This window comes from Trebonia kvetii (assembly GCF_007827045.1).
GTDB lineage: Bacteria > Actinomycetota > Actinomycetes > Streptosporangiales > Streptosporangiaceae > Trebonia > Trebonia kvetii.
This window is the reverse complement of record NZ_RPFW01000008.1, coordinates 173,758-188,783: the sequence shown is the minus strand read 5'-3', so window position 1 is coordinate 188,783 and position 15,026 is coordinate 173,758. Positions and strand designations below refer to the sequence as shown.

Below are 15,026 nucleotides of genomic sequence, written 5' to 3'. Positions count from 1 at the left end.
CTCCCGCGGCTATTGAGTTGTTTGTGTCAGCTGTTTGTTCTTGTGTTGTGTCAGTTGTTTGTCATGAGGAAACGGGCTGGAGCTTCAGCAGCACGACCTCGTCGCTGCCGGTGCCCGGGCCGTTGTTCGTGCCCGAGGGCTGGCCGCTGTCGTAGGGGTTGTCCTGGGTCGGCCAGCCGGTGAAGTGCAGCGAGCTGTACTCGAACCAGTCGGCCGCGGTAGTGGTCGGGATCACCGGCAGGTTGTCGGCGACGTACTTCTCGATCGGGGCGAGGTCAGCGGTCTGCTCGGCCACGGTCTCGTCACCGTTGAGCTTCTGCAGGTCGGCCTGGATGGTCGCGTCCTTCAGCTGCTCGAAGTCGCCCTGGCCCGCGGAGATCAGGCCCTGGTCGAGCCAGGTGTCGAACAGGAAGTACGGCGTGATGCCGCCGCTGCTCCAGTGGAGGGCCAGCTGGAAGTTGTGGCTCGCCATGTCGGCGTTCCAGGCGTTCACCGTGATGCCGTTGAAGGTGGCGTTGATGCCCGCCGCCTTCAGGTCCTGCGCGATGAGCGCGCCGGACTGCGCATAGTCGGTGTAGGCCGCCGGGTCGACGATCGTGACCTTGACTTCCTTGCCGTTCAGCGCGAAGAAGCCCGCGCTGTCCTTGGTGTAACCCGCTTTGGTCAGGATGGACTGGGCCTGCGCGGCGCTGCCGGCCGCGGGGAGCGTCCGGTCCTTGACCTCGGCGGCCAGCCACGCCTGGTAGGTGGGCAGGGTAATGCCTGAGGCGTTGGTCAGCGGCGCCTCGAGGCCGGACTCGCCCTCGGAGCTCAGGACGTTGCGGTTGATCGCCACGTCGATCGCCTGCCGGACGGCGAGCTGGTTGGTCGGCCACGTGGTCAGGTTCGGCCACAGGGCGTTGGACGAACCCGCCGCCTCCCAGAAGTGGTGGTGTGCCGGGTCCTTGGCCACGAAGTTCTGCTGCAGGCCGGGGATGTAGTTACCGGTCCAGTCGATCTGGTCGGAGTACAGCGCGCTCAGCGCGCCGGTGTTCGAGGTGTAGACGGGGAAGTAGACCCGGCCCACCGGGACGTTCGACCAGTAGTGGGTGTTCCTGATCATGGTGAAGCCCTCGGGGGTGAAGCTGCCGAGGACGTAGGGGCCGGTGCCGACCGGAGTGGAGTCGGTGAACGTGGCCGGGTCGGTGATCTTGGACCACACCGCCTGCGGCAGCATCGCCTGGCCGGCGATCTGCTCCAGCTTCATGTACTGCGCGGTCGGGAAGTTGACCGTGACCGTGTCGCCGGAAGCCGTCGCGCTGGTGATCTGCAGGCCACCGAGGTTGATGTCGGTGTGTGCCTTGACGTAGTTGAAGGTGAAGGCGACGTCGGCGGGGGTGAAGTCTGTGCCGTCGTTCCACTTCACGCCCTGGCGGATCGTGAAGGTGATCGTCTTGCCGCCGTTGCTCCATGCGTACTTGGTGGCCAGCCACGGGTACTGCTGAGTCGGGTTGGCGAGGTCGAACTGGATCAGCGGTTCGTAGACGAGCCCGGTCGCGCCCATGCCCTGCGGAGCGGCGGTGGACACGAACGGGTTGAAGTCCTGCGTGATGCTGCTCTCGGGCGAGCTCTCCATGACGACCTCTGCGTTGCTGGCCGAGGTCGCCGGGGAGGAGCTTGCCGGGGCGGAGGCACTGCTCCCGGTGGCGGGGGCACTGCTCGTGCTCGCGGGCGGCGTCGTGCTCGTTGAGCTCGAGCAGGCCGCGAGAGCCGCAGCAAGGAGTCCGGACGCGGTCAGCGCCAGCACTCTCTTGCTAGTGATTCTCTGGATAGTCAACTTTGACCTTTCCTCTCGGGTTACTGATTGAAAGGAGGGCAGGGCGTTCCTTGATGGGCGGCCCGGTTTCATAGCGAGCCGTCCGCCCTGGGCGTGGCGGCTTCATCCAGATGCCAGCAGGCCGCCGCGCGGGCGGGTGCAAGCAACTGGAGGGCGGGGTTGTCCCGCCGGCACTTGTCGTCGGCGAGCGGGCAGCGGCTGCTGAACGGGCAGCCGACCGGGGCCGGGCCGACGCTCCCGCCCTTGCCCGCGACGGTCGCGCCCTGCACGACGTTGCCGGACTTGAGCGAGCTGCCCAGGTTGTCCGGGTCGGGAGCGGAGGCGATGAGGAGCTGGGTGTAGGGGTGGGCAGGATGCTGGGTGACCTCCTCGGCGGGGCCGCGCTCGACGATCTGGCCGCCGTACATCACGAGCACCTCGTCGGCGAAGTACCGGGCGGAGGCGATGTCGTGCGTGATGTAAAGCAGCGCAAGCGACAGGCGGGTGCGCAGGTCGTCGAGCAGCTTGAGCATCTCCAGGCGGATGGACACGTCGAGCATGGACACCGGCTCGTCGGCGAGCAGCACGGTCGGCTGCGCCGCGAGCGCCCGCGCGAACGAGACGCGCTGCCGCTGCCCGCCGGACAGCTCGTGCGGGTACTTCTCGATGAACTGCGCAGCTGGCGTCAGCCTGACCTGCTCGAGCAGGGCGGTCACCGCGTTCTTGACGTTCTTCACCCCCGGCTGGTGCAGCTTCACCGGGCGGATCAGGTGGTAGCCGACCGTGTGCACCGGGTTGAGTGAGCTGAACGGGTCCTGGAAGACGTACTGCACCTGGCTCTTGTAGTGGCGGAACGCGCGGCCGGCGTGCACGTCGATGGGCTTGCCGTCCAGCGTGATCCGCCCGCTCGTCGGCCGCTCCTGGCCGGCCAGCAGCTTGGCCACCGTGGACTTGCCGGAACCGCTCTCCCCCACCAGCGCGACGACCGCGCCCTTGTAGAGGCCGAAGGAGACGTTCCGCACCGCGTGCAGCGAGGCGCCGGGCCCGAGCCTGAAGACCTTGTTCAGGTCGGTTGCCTCCATGACGAGCGGCCCGCGGCCGGCCGCGGCTGGCTGGACGACGGCCGGCTCCCCCACCTGCTCGGCGCTCGCGTTGATGGCCGGCGCGGCTGAGGAGCCGATGGCCGGCACCTCCCCGCCGGCCAGGCCGGCAGCGGGCACGCCGCTGATGATCGGTTCACTCATGAGGACACCTCGCTGGCGCCCGGAGTCCGCATTCGCGGACACGCTGTACTTGCCGATTCGCTCGCAAGCTCGCTCATGACAGCACCCCTTCCTGGCTCACTTCCGGGGTCACGATGGGGCAGGCTGTGAGGTGGCTGACCATGCCGGGGATGCCCGGCAGCGGGGCCAGCGACATGTCCACGCTGGTGCAGGCATCGATGGCGTGCGCACAGCGCGGCACGAACGGGCAGCCGGGCAGCGGGTCGCGGAGGTCGGGCGGCGAGCCCGGGATGCCTGCCAGGTCCCGGCGCGGGCCGTGCAGCGAGGGGAAGGAGTTGAGCAGGCCCCGGGTGTAGGGGTGGGCAGGCTCGCGCATGATGGCGTGAGCAGTGCCCGTCTCGAGCAGCCGACCCGCGTACATGACCGCGATCCTGTCGGCGAGTTCGAGCAGCAGCGACAGGTCGTGGGTGATGAACAGGATCGCGAAGCCGAGCGTCTCCTTGAGCTCCACGATCTGCGCCAGAATGTCCCGCTGCACCACCACGTCGAGCGCGGTGGTGGGCTCGTCCATGATGACGACCTCGGGGTCGGCGGCGAGCGCCATGGCGATCATCACCCGCTGCCGCATGCCGCCCGACAGCTCGTGCGGGTAGGCACGGAGTCGGTCGCGCGGGATGCCGACCAGGTCCAGCAGGGTCGCCGCCTTGTCCCGCGCCTCGCCCCGCGGCAGCCGCAGGTGCGACTGGGCCGCGTCCAGGAGCTGGTCCTGAACCCGGAGCACCGGGTTGAGCGCGTTCATCGCGCTCTGGAAGACGATCGCGATCTCCCGCCAGCGCATCGCCTTCAGTTCCCTGTGGTTCATCGTGAGCAGGTCGGCTTGATGCCCGCCCGAGGTGATCCGGCGGCCGCCATAGAGCACCTTGCCGCTAGTCACCAGGGCCGGCGGGCGCAGCAGCCGGGTGGCGCCATAGGCGAGCGTCGACTTGCCCGAGCCGCTCTCGCCGCACAGGCCGACCACCTCGCCCGCATTCAGCGTGAGGTCCACGTGCTCGACCGCGCGCACGTCGCCGCCCGGCGTCCGGTACGCCACGGACAGGTCCTGAATCTCGAGGATCGGGCTCATCAGAGCTCACCTCCGGCGGGGGTCTCGTCGAGCAGTGACCCGCGCGAGAAGGAGTGCAGGAAGGCACCGACCCGGCTGCGGCTGGCCGTGAGCTGCGCGTACACCGGGGTGGGGTCGGTGGGCCAGATGCGCTGGCCGGCGATCTTCGCCGCGCCGCGCGAGGCACGCAGCCGCGGGCTGCCGAGCTCGTCGATCCCGGTGTTGAGCAGCACCAGAGAGATGCCGATCAGCGCGACCGCGAGGCCGGGCGGCGCGAACCACCACCACGCGCCGAGTTGCAGCGCCTGCTGGCTCTGCGCCCAGTACAGGATGGTGCCGAGCGACCAGGTGTTGAGGTCGCTGAGGCCGACGAAGGCAAGCGCCACCGAGGCGCCGATCGCGTAGAGGACGGTGTTGACGAAGCTGGCCGCGATCAGGCTGATCTCGTTCGGGATGATGTCGAGCACGATGATCCGCCAGCTCTTCTCGCCCGACTCACGCGCGGCGGCGACGAAGTCGCGGTTGCGGATCATCAGTGTCTGCGCCCTGATCACCCGCGCGCCCCACGGCCAGCCGAGCCCGCTGAGCACGAGGATCGTAGGCAGCTGCCCCCTGCCTGGCAGGTAGCCGAGCAGCAGGATCAGCAGCGGCAGCGCGGGGATCACCAGGAACACGTTGCTGAGCAGTGACAAGACCTCGTCCCAGACTCCGCCGAGGAACGCGGAGGTGACTCCGACGATCACCGACAGGGCGGTGGCGATCACGCCGACGAGGAGTGCGAGCTCCATCGTCATCCGGATGCCGACGAGCAGCTGGGAGAGCACGTCCTGGCCGGTCTGCGTGGTGCCGAGCAGGTGCTGCGCCGAGGGGTGCGCCTGCAGCAGGGCCGGGTCCGGGTTGGCGTACGAGGGGTCGTACGGAGCAACCTGGGGGCCGATGATCGCCGCGAGGACGAAGAAGCCGAAGAGCCAGACGCCGATCTTCGCCTTGAGCGGCAGGTTGCGCCATACATTGGCCACTGCGCTCATCGCCCTACCTCCCTTGCCCGCACTCGCGGATCGAAGAACACGATGATCAGGTCGACGATCAGGTTGGCGATGAGCACCGCGAAGGTGATCACCAGGAAGATCGCCTGCATCAGCGGGAAGTCGTCGGAGGAGACCGCGTTCAGCAGCAGCAGGCCGATGCCCGGGTAGGCGAAGACGATCTCCATGACAAGCGCGCCGGAGACGACGAAGCCGAGCGCGAGACCGAAGCCCTGCAATTGGGGAAGGAGCGCGTTGCGGGCGGCGTAGGTGTAGATGACCCGGTGGTTCGGCAGGCCCTTGGCCTGCGCGGCCACCACGTAGTCCTCGCTGATCGTGGTGATCATGACGTTGCGCATCTGCAGCATCCAGCCGGCCACCGAGGTAACCACGATGGTGAACGCGGGGAGGATGGCGTGCTGTACGGCGCTGCCGATGAAGTTCCAGTGCCAGCCGGGCGTGGTTGTCCTACCGTCGAAGCCCTGGCCGGGCGGCAGCCAGTGCAGTGTGACGGCCACCACGTCCACCAGCACGAGCGCGAGAAAGAAGTACGGGATGGCCTGGAGGAACATCAGGCCGGGCAGCGAGCGGTCGAGCCAGCCGCCGTGCCGCCACCCGGCGAGGATGCCGAGCCCGGTGCCGAGCAAGAAGGCGATGATCGTGGCGACGCCGACCAGCGTCAGCGTCCACGGGAGGCTCTGGCCGATCAGCGTGGTCACCGGCGTCGGGAAGTTCGCGATGTCAGTGCCGAAGTTGAACGTGAACACGTGGCCCAGGTACGTCACGTACTGAGACCACAGCGAACCCTTCGCCAGGCTGCCGCCGAGCATGATTGCGAGCGCCTTCTCCGCGTCGGGCGTCAGGTTGGGGAACTTCGCGATGATGGACTGCACCGGGTTGCCCGGCATAGCGCGGGGGATGAAAAAGTTGAGTGTTATCGCCACCCACGCCGCCACGAAGTAGAAGGCCAGGCGGCGAACAATAAACGGCATGCCTTCCACCTACCTTTCTAGGATCTCGTCGTTGGTCAGGTCCCCAGCCCGGCCGGCGTAGTCCGGCAGGCGGGTCGAGCTGGCTGGATAGTCGGGGAGTGTGACCGGCGCCACACGTTGCGTCGGAGACGGCAGCTTAACCGTGTTTGTGGGCTTTCGCCGGATAATGGGCGCTACCTGGCGCCGCGTCACGGTTCCCGACGGGCAGCCGCAGCTCGACCTGAGCACCAGTTCCGCGGGCAGCAGCTCAATCCTCGGGCGCAGCGAGGGATCGGTGATCCGCTCGATCAGCCGGTCGCAGCCGCGCTCGCCGATCTTGCGCATCGGCTGGTGGACGGTGGTCAGCGGCGGATCGGTGAGGCTGGCGGGGAAGATGTCGTCGAAGCCGACCACCGCCACCTCCTCGGGGATCCGGACGCCGCGGGCGGTGAGCGCGCGCACCACGCCGATGGCCATCTGGTCGTTCGCGCAGATGATCGCGTCGGGCAGCGGCCTGCCCACGGCCTGGGTGTCCGCCAGCAGCCGCTCGGCGGCCTCCTGGCCGCTGTGCACGGTGAACCTGCCGCTATAGGAGCCGGTGAGCAGGGTGCCCGGATGCGCCTCGATGACCGCCTGCATCGCGACCCGCCGGGCCGCGGCGTCCGGCGCGGTCGCCGGGCCGTCGACGTGGAACAGCCGCCGCCTGCCGTGATCGGCGACCAGATGCTCGACCAGCGCGTGCGCACCGGACAGGTTGTCCGCGGACACCACGTCCACACCGCGCTGCGCCGTGTCGCCGGCGACGACGACGACGGGAACCCGCTTGGCCAGCCTGGCGAGCACCGGCTGCGGCACGACGCCCTCGCCGATGAGCAGGCCGTCGACCTTGCCGGAGAGCGCGAGCAGCCGCGGGGCCACCGGCTCGTCCTCGGGGAGGGTGGCGCCGCTGTTCTCGTCCTCCCGCAGGAAGGTGATCAGCAGCGACCAGGACAGCTCCCTGATACGCGCCTCAACGCCGCGCATCACCTCGTCGTAGAAGAGCAGACTCATCGACTCGATGTCGTACTGATTCGGCTTGAGCCCGGTGTGCTCCACGCAGACGAGGCCGATCACGTCCTTGCGGCTGCGGGCTAGTGACTGCGCCGCGCCGTCCGGTACGTAACCGAGCTCCTCGATGGCCGCGCGCACCCGGGCACGAGTCGTTTCGCGCACCGGCTCCTTCCCGTGCAGCACACGGGAGACGGTGGCGATAGACACCCCCGCTCGTCGCGCGACGTCATAGAGCGTTACCACGGCGTAACCTGTCCCAAATGTAAGCGTTTACAACCTGCGATGTAAGCGCTTACGCTAAACCCCGCAAAGGGTCGCGTCAAGGAGGAAACATGAGCAATGTCACGTCGTCCGGCGAACCGCTCGCCTTCCCGGCGGGGTTCACCTGGGGGGCCGCGACGGCTGCCTATCAGATCGAGGGGGCCGTCAACGCCGACGGTCGCGGTCCCTCGGTCTGGGACACGTTCAGCCGCACGCCAGGCAAGGTGCGCGGCGGCGACACCGGCGACATTGCCTGCGACTCCTACCACCGCTATCCCGAAGACGCCGACCTGCTGCGCTCGCTCGGCCTGTCCGGGTACCGGTTCTCGATCTCCTGGCCGCGAATCTTCCCTGACGGCGCCGGGCAGCTCAACCAGGCGGGTCTCGACTACTACAAGTCGCTGCTCGACACCCTCGGCGAGCGCGGGATCTCGGCCGCGGCGACGCTGTTCCACTGGGACCTGCCGCAGGCACTGCAGGACCGCGGCGGCTGGGCGTCCAGGGACACCGCGTACCGCTTCGCCGACTACGCCGGCGTCGTCGCTGAGGCGCTCGGTGACCGGATCATCCGCTGGATCACGCTGAACGAGCCGCTGGTCGTCGCGCACAACGGGCACCGCATCGGGGTGCACGCGCCTGGCCTCACCGACGACGCGGTGGCCGCGGCGGTCACCCATCACCTGCTGCTCGGCCACGGCCTCGGCGCCGCCGCCGTGCGCGCCGCGGCGCCGGGCGCCGAGGTGGGCATCACGCTCAACCTGACCCCGGTGCGGGTCGCCGCCGACGGCTCCGCGCTCAACGGCTCTGCGCAGGCACTGGAGCGCGCCCGGCTTGTCGCGGACGCCACCCACAACGGGATCTTCCTCGAGCCCGTGCTCTTCGGCAGCTACCCGGAGCACGCGCCCGCCGCGATCGTGCCGCCCGCCGAGCTGATCAAGGACGGCGACCTCGAGACCATCTCCGCCCCGATCGACTTCCTGGGCGTGAATTACTACCAGCCCGAGCACCTGCGGGCGGGCGACCCGGACAACCTGCTGCGCAACGAGGAACGGCCGATGGCCGGCATCGACGGCCACGTGGTGAACTACTCACCCGAGGGCATGGAGCGCACCCCGATGGGCTGGCTGATCGACCCGGACGGCCTGTATGAACTGCTGATGCGGCTGTCGGCTGACGCGCCTGGCCTGCCGCTGTACATCACGGAGAACGGCTGCGCCGCCGAGGACTACGTTGACCCGAACGGCGAGGTCAACGACCTGGAGCGGATCAAGTTCCTGCACCTGCACCTGGCGGCCGTGGCCAGGGCGGCCAGCGACGGCGCCCGGCTGGCCGGCTACTACGTGTGGTCCCTGCTCGACAACTTCGAGTGGTCATACGGGTACCAGAAGCGGTTCGGCATCGTGTACGTCGACTTCGCCACCCAGCGCAGGATCCCCAAGGCGAGTTCCGCCTTCTTCGCGCGCGTGGCCAGCGACAACGCTGTCCCGCCGCTGCCCGCCGCCTGGCCGGTGTGACCTGGGGCCGGCCCGGCTCGCCCCGGGCCGGCTAGCGGGAGCCGAGTATGCGTTCCAGCGCCCTGGCCACCTCGGCGGACAGGTCAGAGTCCGCGCTGCACGGTGCCGCCGCGACGGCGGGACCGGCGTCCGCGTCCCTGGTCGCTCGGCACTCCAGGCACTCGACCTGGCCGAGGCGCTTAATCAGCCGCGCGCTGCCGCAGCGCGGGCAGCGGGCGAGGTCGCCGGCCACGGCTGAATAACAGTCCGGGCAGATCAGCACCTGCTGCTCGCGGACGACTCCCTGGTGCCATGGGCTCGGCTTACCCGGCTCGGGGTCCATTTGGCGTGTGCCGCACTTATAGCAGGGCACGGCTCGCCCTTTCGTTCACGCCTCAAGCATGACCCACGGTCGCGCGGGCCGTCTGCCCCCGGGAGCAAACTGTTACCACCCGTTACCGGCTTCGTGACAGAACGCTTACCTTCCAGCAGCGCGGCTGGGCAGCGTTCCCGGAAACCGGCAAAATCCGGCGCCAAACGGGCGATGATCACGGAACTTCTGATCCTGGCGGAAATTCTCTACCCGATCCGGGTAGAGAATTTCCGTTGTAATAAAAGTTCCGTGATCATCCCGGCTGCCACGCGCCTTGCTGTGACAGGCGCGATTTGTGATCTCGGTGGGGTGCTGGTGGCGGCGGCGAGGCTCCTGGCGGCGGTGCGCGGGCGGCGGTGGTGCGTCTGGGTGTGGGCTTACGGTGCCGGCGCCCTGAACGGGCACGGTCCCCCGTCTGGGTCGGTACGACTTGGGAAAATCGAGAAGGGGAGTGCTGGAGTCGGTGGCTGGCGAGGGTGGCGGGGCGGGGTGCGCGGGTGCGAGGCCATCGGAGGCGCCCGCCGTGGTACCGGCTCTGGCCGAGTAAGAAAGTGGTACCGGCCCTTGGCCGCGAGAAGAGACATGACGTCGGCGGGGAGATTTCCCTGCGCGGGAAGTCTCCGCGCCGACGTACTAGCTGGTTGTCAGGCCAGTTCTGACAGGGCCTTTTGGTAGTCGGCGATGTCCCTGGCCTGCGGGATGGGGTTGACCACGGACCAGCGGACCACGCCGGTCTTGTCGATGACGAAGGTGCCGCGCGTCGCCAGGCCCCTGGCCTCGTCGAAGACGCCGTACTGCTTCGCCACCGCGCCGTGCGGCCAGAAGTCCGCAAGCAGGGAGAACTGGAAGTTCTCCGCGTCTGCCCAGGCGCGGTGGCTGAACATCGAGTCGACAGACACGGTGAGCAGTTCCACGTCGTCCCGGTTGACCTCGGGGAACTCCTCGCGCAGCGCGCACAGCTCGCCACTGCAGACCGGGCTGAACGCGAGCGGGTAGAACACCAGGACCACGTTCTTGGTGCCGCGGAAGCTGGACAGCTTCACCGGCGTACCGTGCTGGTCGGGGAGCTCGAAGTCGGGGGCCTCGTCGCCGATCTCAACTGCCATGCCTGAATCCCTTCAACGGATGGTCGCGCGGGGAGGGCCCGCGCGTCCTGCTCGGCTAAGTCTGCCACCGGAGGCCGTGACAGCGGCGACCACCCGTGCTCTCCCCGCACAGGGGCGAACGCGGGCGCGACGGGAGTCAGCCGAACCCGTTCCGTATCTGGTTATCGAGACCCCGCTGGCGGCGGGCCTTCAGCGCCGGGCCTATCTGCGCGCCTTCGGCGCGACGAGGCGCGAGCCCGACCAGTCCTTGGCGGCGCTCACGCTAGATGTCTGGGCGAGCCCGGCCGTGGGGGCCGCCTCACCGATATCGCTTGGCTCGACGTGGCCTGGTCTGCCCGCCTTCGGCGTGAGCAGCCAGATGTAGCCACCGTCTCCCAGCGGCGCCAGGGCGTCGACGAGTGCGTCCACAAGGTCGCCGTCGTCCTCCCTGAACCACATCAGGACCACGTCGACAACATCCTCGTCGTAGTCCTCATCGACGAGCTCAACGCCCTCGACAGCCGTGATCGCCTGGCGCAGCTGCTCATCGCAATCCGTGTCATAGCCGAGTTCCTGAACTACCTGGCCCGGTTTGATGCCGAGCCGCTCGGCCTGGCCGCGTTCATCCTGCGCCTGGCGCGCGGTCGCGCTCACTGACGTTCCTCCCCAATCCTTCCCCGCGGTCCCTCCGGTCGTCGTTCGGGCGCCGGCGGGCCGCGTCAGTACTTCTTGTTGGGACAGTTCACACTGGGTCGGGCCTGTGCGCAAGTGGCAATCTGCCTGGAGCAGGAATCCGCTCCCTTTTGTTGACCTTCCACCAGGCGCGCCGGCAGTCGTCCCAGCGGCGTGCTCTGCAACGTACCGTAACCGGTACGGTCGCGATGCGCGACCACGGGCCGGTCGACAGCGAGCCGGCGGCCCCGGCCGCGTGGCGGGCGGGCCGTTGCCACCCGGCCCGAGCGGTTACCGTTTGGTAGAGATGAAAAACAGGCCAAGACGTACGACGATTGACTTGTACAAGCTAGGAGATCTACAAGCGGCCACCAGCCGCCGATTACGGAAGGCGAGGGTAGCGGCGTGACTTCCGGACGTCAGCGTTACTCCATCATCAGCGACGGACTGCCCACGCAGCTGCCTGACATCGACCCGGACGAGACGCGGGAGTGGGTCGACTCGTTCGATTCGGTCACGCGCACCCGCGGCCGCGGGCGGGCCAGGTATCTCATGCTGCGCCTTCTGGAACGGGCGCGCGAGCAGCAGGTGGGCGTGCCAGGCCTGCGCTCGACGGACTACATCAACACCATCCCGCCCGAGCGCGAGCCCTGGTTCCCGGGCGACGAGTACGTCGAGCGGCGGATCCGCGCGTACATCAGGTGGAACGCCGCGATCATGGTGTCGCGGGCGAACCGGCCTGGCGGCGCGGGTGTTGGCGGACATATCGCCACTTATGCGTCAGCGGCCTCGCTGTACGAGGTGGGATTCAACCACTTCTTCCGCGGCAAGGACCACGGGGAATCCGGCGACCAGGTCTTCTTCCAGGGGCACGCCGCGCCTGGCATCTACGCCCGTGCCTTCCTCGAGGGGCGGCTGACCGAGAGCCAGCTCGACGGGTTCCGCCAGGAGCGATCGCACCCGGGCGGCGGGCTGCCGTCCTACCCGCACCCGCGGCTGATGCCGGACTTCTGGGAGTTCCCCACCGTCTCCATGGGCCTCGGCCCGCTGAACGCGATCTACCAGGCGCGGTTCAACCGCTACCTGCTGGCCCGCGAGCTGCACGACACGTCGCGGTCACACGTGTGGGCGTTCCTCGGCGACGGTGAGATGGACGAGCCGGAGGCGCTCGGCGCGATCGGCCTCGCGGCGCGCGAGGAGCTCGACAACCTCACGTTCGTCATCAACTGCAACCTGCAGCGGCTCGATGGCCCGGTGCGCGGCAACGGCAAGATCATCCAGGAGCTCGAGTCGTTCTTCCGCGGCGCGGGCTGGAACGTGATCAAGGTCATCTGGGGCCGCGACTGGGACCCGATCCTCGCGCAGGACACCGACGGCGTGCTCGTCAACAAGATGAACACCACACCGGACGGGCAGTTCCAGACCTACAGCGTCGAGTCCGGCGGCTACATCCGCGAGCACTTCTTCGGCGGCGACCCGCGGCTGCGGAAGATGGTCGAGCACCTGTCGGACGATCAGATCCGCGGCCTGTCCCGCGGCGGCCACGACTACCGGAAGGTGTACGCGGCGTTCAAGGCGGCCCGCGAGCACGTCGGCCAGCCGACGGTGATCCTGACCCACACCATCAAGGGCTGGACGCTCGGCAAGGACTTCGAGGCGCGCAACGCGACGCACCAGATGAAGAAGCTCACCAAGGACGAGCTGAAGGAGTTCAGGGACCGGCTGTACCTGCCGATCTCGGACGCGGCCCTCGAGGCGGACCTGCCGCCGTACTACCACCCGGGCCCGGACTCCGACGAGATCAAGTACATGCAGGAGCGGCGGGCGGCGCTCGGCGGCGTGCTGCCGCGCCGGGTGGTGCGCGCCAAGCCGCTGCCGCAGCCGCCGGCGTCGGTGTTCGAGGACTTCCAGCGCGGCTCTGGCAAGCAATCGGTTGCCACCACGATGGCCTTCGTCCGGATACTCAAGGACCTGATGAAGGACCCGGTGATCGGCGAGCGGTTCGTGCCGATCATCCCGGACGAGGCGCGGACGTTCGGCATGGACTCGCTGTTCCCGACCGCGAAGATCTACTCCCCGTTCGGCCAGACCTACGAGGCCGTGGACCGCAACCTCATGCTGTCCTACAAGGAGTCCGAGCGCGGCCAGTTGCTGCACGAGGGCATCTCGGAGGCGGGCGCGATGGGCTCGGTGATCGCGGCAGGCTCCTCATACGCCACGCACGGCACGCACATGATCCCGGTGTACGTGTTCTACTCGATGTTCGGCTGGCAGCGCACGGGCGACGCCATGTGGGCGTTCGGCGACCAGCTGGGTCGCGGGTTCCTGCTCGGCGCGACCGCGGGCCGCACCACGCTGACCGGCGAGGGGCTGCAGCACAACGACGGGCACTCGCAGCTGCTCGCGTCCGTCTCCCCCGCGTGCGTGTCCTACGACCCCGCATGGGCGTATGAGATCGCGGTAATCACCAAGGACGCGCTGCGCCGCATGTACGACTCGACCCGAGAGCACCCGGACGGCGAGGACATCTTCTACTACCTCACCGTCTACAACGAGCCGTACCCGCAGCCGCCCGCGCCCGCCGTCGAGGGTCTCGAGGAGGGGATCCTGCGCGGCATGTACCGCTACGCGGCGGTTTCGCTCGCCCCTGCCGCGGAGTCCACTCCCCGCGCGCAGATACTCGCCTCTGGCGTGGCGATGCCGTGGGCGCTGAACGCGCAGCGGCTGCTCGCCGAGGAATGGAGGGTCGCGGCGGACGTCTGGTCGGTCACCTCGTGGACCGAGCTGCGCCGTGACGCCCTTGCCGCCGAGTCGCACAACCTGCTGCACCCATCGGATCCGGTCCGGGTCCCGTACGTGACGACGGCGCTCGCCGAGGCGCCCGGGCCGGTCGTCGCGGTCTCCGACTGGATGCGCGCGGTGCCCGACCAGATCGCCCGCTGGGTGCCGTCGCCGGCGTACACCTCGCTCGGCACCGACGGGTTCGGCTTCTCCGACACCCGGCCGGCCGCCAGGCGGTTCTTCCATGTGGACGCCGAGTCGATCGTGCTCGCGGTGCTTTCGCAGCTGGCCAGGACCGGCGCGGTGGACCCCTCGCTGCCCGCGCAGGCGATCGAGAAGTACAAGCTCAACCTGCCGGTGTCGGAGGCGCTGCGCTAGAACGTCAACGATGGCGTCAACGATGGTGGATCGTTAGGAGCACCGGGATGCTCCTAACGATCCACCATCTTCTCTCTTCCTGCTTTCGCGTCAGGCGACCGTGAAGCCGCCGTCGACCGGCATGATAGAGCCGGTCACCAGGGTCGACCCGACCAGGTAGGACACCGCGGCCGCGACGTCGTCGACCGTGCCGATGCGCCCGGCGGGAACGCTGCCCGCCACGGCGGCGTACTGCGCCTGCCGCTGGTCGTCCGGGAGGAAGGACCACCACGGGGTGTCGACGACGCCCGGTGAGACCGCGTTTACCCGGACCGGCGCGAGTTCTGCCGCGAGCGGCGGGACGATGCGCTCGATCGCGCCGTTTACCGCGGCGAGCGCGACCGTGCCCGGCAGAGCGGCCCTAGCGCTCGCGGCCGAGATCATCGTGATGGTCTCGGTGACCGGCGCCTGGCGGATCGCGTGCAGGTAGCCGAACAGCTTGCCGCTGAAGGCCGTCTCCACGTCGCCGAGGCTGACCTCGCGGATCGGGCCGAGGCCCACCGGGCCTGGGCTGAAGGCGAGCACCAGGTGCTCGAACTGCCCGCGGGAGTCGAAGAACGAGGTCACCGCCTCGCGGTCACCGCTATCGAGCCGCTCGGCGGCCGCGAAACGCCCGTCGACGGCGGCGAGCTTTTCCGGATCGCGGCCGGTGACCGTCACCTTGATGCCGTCTTCCGTAAGCGCCTCGGCGACGGCCAGCCCGATTCCCGAAGTGCCACCCATGACCACTGCACGCATGTGCTTCCCCTTTCACTGCGGCGCTTAATTTCGGTGCGGT

Annotated in this window: 13 protein-coding genes; 3 read left to right on the top strand and 10 right to left on the bottom strand. The window is 68.6% G+C overall.

The window, feature by feature from the left end; all coding sequences use genetic code 11:
- Positions 1-61: 61 nt before the first annotated feature.
- Positions 62-1,615 carry an ABC transporter substrate-binding protein gene (locus tag EAS64_RS35580; RefSeq protein WP_187366416.1) on the bottom strand — a complete coding sequence of 518 codons (1,554 nt, stop codon included), beginning with the start codon at positions 1,613-1,615 and terminating at the stop codon, positions 62-64.
- Between EAS64_RS35580 and EAS64_RS44150 the strand changes: the two genes are divergently transcribed.
- Positions 1,614-1,847 carry a hypothetical protein gene (locus EAS64_RS44150; protein ID WP_187366415.1) on the top strand — a complete coding sequence of 78 codons (234 nt, stop codon included), beginning with the start codon at positions 1,614-1,616 and terminating at the stop codon, positions 1,845-1,847. The two genes, EAS64_RS35580 and EAS64_RS44150, sit on opposite strands and share 2 nt — an antisense overlap.
- 37 nt (positions 1,848-1,884) lie before the next feature.
- Here the strand turns inward: EAS64_RS44150 and EAS64_RS35575 are convergent, their stop codons facing one another.
- The 5 genes from EAS64_RS35575 to EAS64_RS35555 form a co-directional block, all read right to left on the bottom strand.
- A complete protein-coding gene (locus EAS64_RS35575; protein WP_222849851.1) occupies positions 1,885-3,039 on the bottom strand; it encodes an ABC transporter ATP-binding protein in 1,155 nt (384 codons plus the stop codon).
- A 73-nt stretch (positions 3,040-3,112) separates the two neighbouring features.
- On the bottom strand, positions 3,113-4,141 hold the full coding sequence (locus EAS64_RS35570; protein WP_145860335.1) for an ABC transporter ATP-binding protein: 1,029 nt from the start codon (positions 4,139-4,141) through the stop codon (positions 3,113-3,115).
- Positions 4,141-5,148 carry an ABC transporter permease gene (locus EAS64_RS35565; RefSeq protein ID WP_145860333.1) on the bottom strand — a complete coding sequence of 336 codons (1,008 nt, stop codon included), beginning with the start codon at positions 5,146-5,148 and terminating at the stop codon, positions 4,141-4,143. Before EAS64_RS35565 ends, EAS64_RS35570 begins: the two co-directional genes overlap by 1 nt.
- Positions 5,145-6,137: an ABC transporter permease gene (locus tag EAS64_RS35560; RefSeq protein ID WP_145860331.1), complete on the bottom strand. Its 993-nt coding sequence runs from the start codon at positions 6,135-6,137 to the stop codon at positions 5,145-5,147. The genes EAS64_RS35565 and EAS64_RS35560 overlap by 4 nt, the downstream gene beginning before the upstream one ends.
- Positions 6,138-6,146: 9 nt before the next feature.
- Positions 6,147-7,409, bottom strand: coding sequence for a LacI family DNA-binding transcriptional regulator (locus EAS64_RS35555; RefSeq protein ID WP_145860329.1), 1,263 nt, complete (start codon positions 7,407-7,409; stop codon positions 6,147-6,149).
- An 89-nt stretch (positions 7,410-7,498) separates the two neighbouring features.
- Here EAS64_RS35555 and EAS64_RS35550 point away from each other — a divergent pair, with 89 nt between their 5' ends.
- Positions 7,499-8,941 (top strand): GH1 family beta-glucosidase, encoded by a 1,443-nt coding sequence (locus tag EAS64_RS35550; protein WP_145860327.1) that lies wholly within the window; start codon positions 7,499-7,501, stop codon positions 8,939-8,941.
- A gap of 31 nt (positions 8,942-8,972) precedes the next feature.
- On the opposite strand, the gene EAS64_RS35545 is transcribed toward EAS64_RS35550, so the two are convergent.
- From EAS64_RS35545 to EAS64_RS35535, 3 genes are all read right to left on the bottom strand, one after another.
- Positions 8,973-9,263, bottom strand: coding sequence for a hypothetical protein (locus EAS64_RS35545; RefSeq protein ID WP_246116019.1), 291 nt, complete (start codon positions 9,261-9,263; stop codon positions 8,973-8,975).
- A gap of 674 nt (positions 9,264-9,937) precedes the next feature.
- A complete protein-coding gene (locus tag EAS64_RS35540; RefSeq protein ID WP_145860315.1) occupies positions 9,938-10,399 on the bottom strand; it encodes a peroxiredoxin in 462 nt (153 codons plus the stop codon).
- Positions 10,400-10,600: 201 nt separating this feature from the next.
- The gene (locus EAS64_RS35535; protein WP_145860313.1) at positions 10,601-11,032 is read right to left on the bottom strand and encodes a DUF3052 domain-containing protein; all 432 of its coding nucleotides are present in this window, start codon (positions 11,030-11,032) and stop codon (positions 10,601-10,603) included.
- Positions 11,033-11,455: 423 nt separating this feature from the next.
- Here EAS64_RS35535 and aceE point away from each other — a divergent pair, with 423 nt between their 5' ends.
- The gene (aceE, locus tag EAS64_RS35530; protein ID WP_145860311.1) at positions 11,456-14,209 is read left to right on the top strand and encodes a pyruvate dehydrogenase (acetyl-transferring), homodimeric type; all 2,754 of its coding nucleotides are present in this window, start codon (positions 11,456-11,458) and stop codon (positions 14,207-14,209) included.
- Between the two features lie 90 nt (positions 14,210-14,299).
- On the opposite strand, the gene EAS64_RS35525 is transcribed toward aceE, so the two are convergent.
- The gene (locus tag EAS64_RS35525; RefSeq protein ID WP_145860309.1) at positions 14,300-14,986 is read right to left on the bottom strand and encodes an SDR family oxidoreductase; all 687 of its coding nucleotides are present in this window, start codon (positions 14,984-14,986) and stop codon (positions 14,300-14,302) included.
- Positions 14,987-15,026 lie beyond the last annotated feature (40 nt).

What these genes read in the sequence shown, in the direction of transcription:
- EAS64_RS35570 (WP_145860335.1), bottom strand. Translation starts at nt 4,141, where the DNA reads ATGAGCCCGATCCTCGAGATTCAGGACCTGTCCGTGGCGTACCGGACG.
- EAS64_RS35580 (WP_187366416.1), bottom strand. Translation starts at nt 1,615, where the DNA reads ATGGAGAGCTCGCCCGAGAGCAGCATCACGCAGGACTTCAACCCGTTC.
- EAS64_RS35545 (WP_246116019.1), bottom strand. Translation starts at nt 9,263, where the DNA reads ATGGACCCCGAGCCGGGTAAGCCGAGCCCATGGCACCAGGGAGTCGTC.
- EAS64_RS44150 (WP_187366415.1), top strand. Translation starts at nt 1,614, where the DNA reads ATGACGACCTCTGCGTTGCTGGCCGAGGTCGCCGGGGAGGAGCTTGCC.
- EAS64_RS35525 (WP_145860309.1), bottom strand. Translation starts at nt 14,986, where the DNA reads ATGCGTGCAGTGGTCATGGGTGGCACTTCGGGAATCGGGCTGGCCGTC.
- EAS64_RS35565 (WP_145860333.1), bottom strand. Translation starts at nt 5,148, where the DNA reads ATGAGCGCAGTGGCCAATGTATGGCGCAACCTGCCGCTCAAGGCGAAG.
- EAS64_RS35575 (WP_222849851.1), bottom strand. Translation starts at nt 3,039, where the DNA reads ATGAGTGAACCGATCATCAGCGGCGTGCCCGCTGCCGGCCTGGCCGGC.
- EAS64_RS35560 (WP_145860331.1), bottom strand. Translation starts at nt 6,137, where the DNA reads ATGCCGTTTATTGTTCGCCGCCTGGCCTTCTACTTCGTGGCGGCGTGG.
- EAS64_RS35540 (WP_145860315.1), bottom strand. Translation starts at nt 10,399, where the DNA reads ATGGCAGTTGAGATCGGCGACGAGGCCCCCGACTTCGAGCTCCCCGAC.
- EAS64_RS35550 (WP_145860327.1), top strand. Translation starts at nt 7,499, where the DNA reads ATGAGCAATGTCACGTCGTCCGGCGAACCGCTCGCCTTCCCGGCGGGG.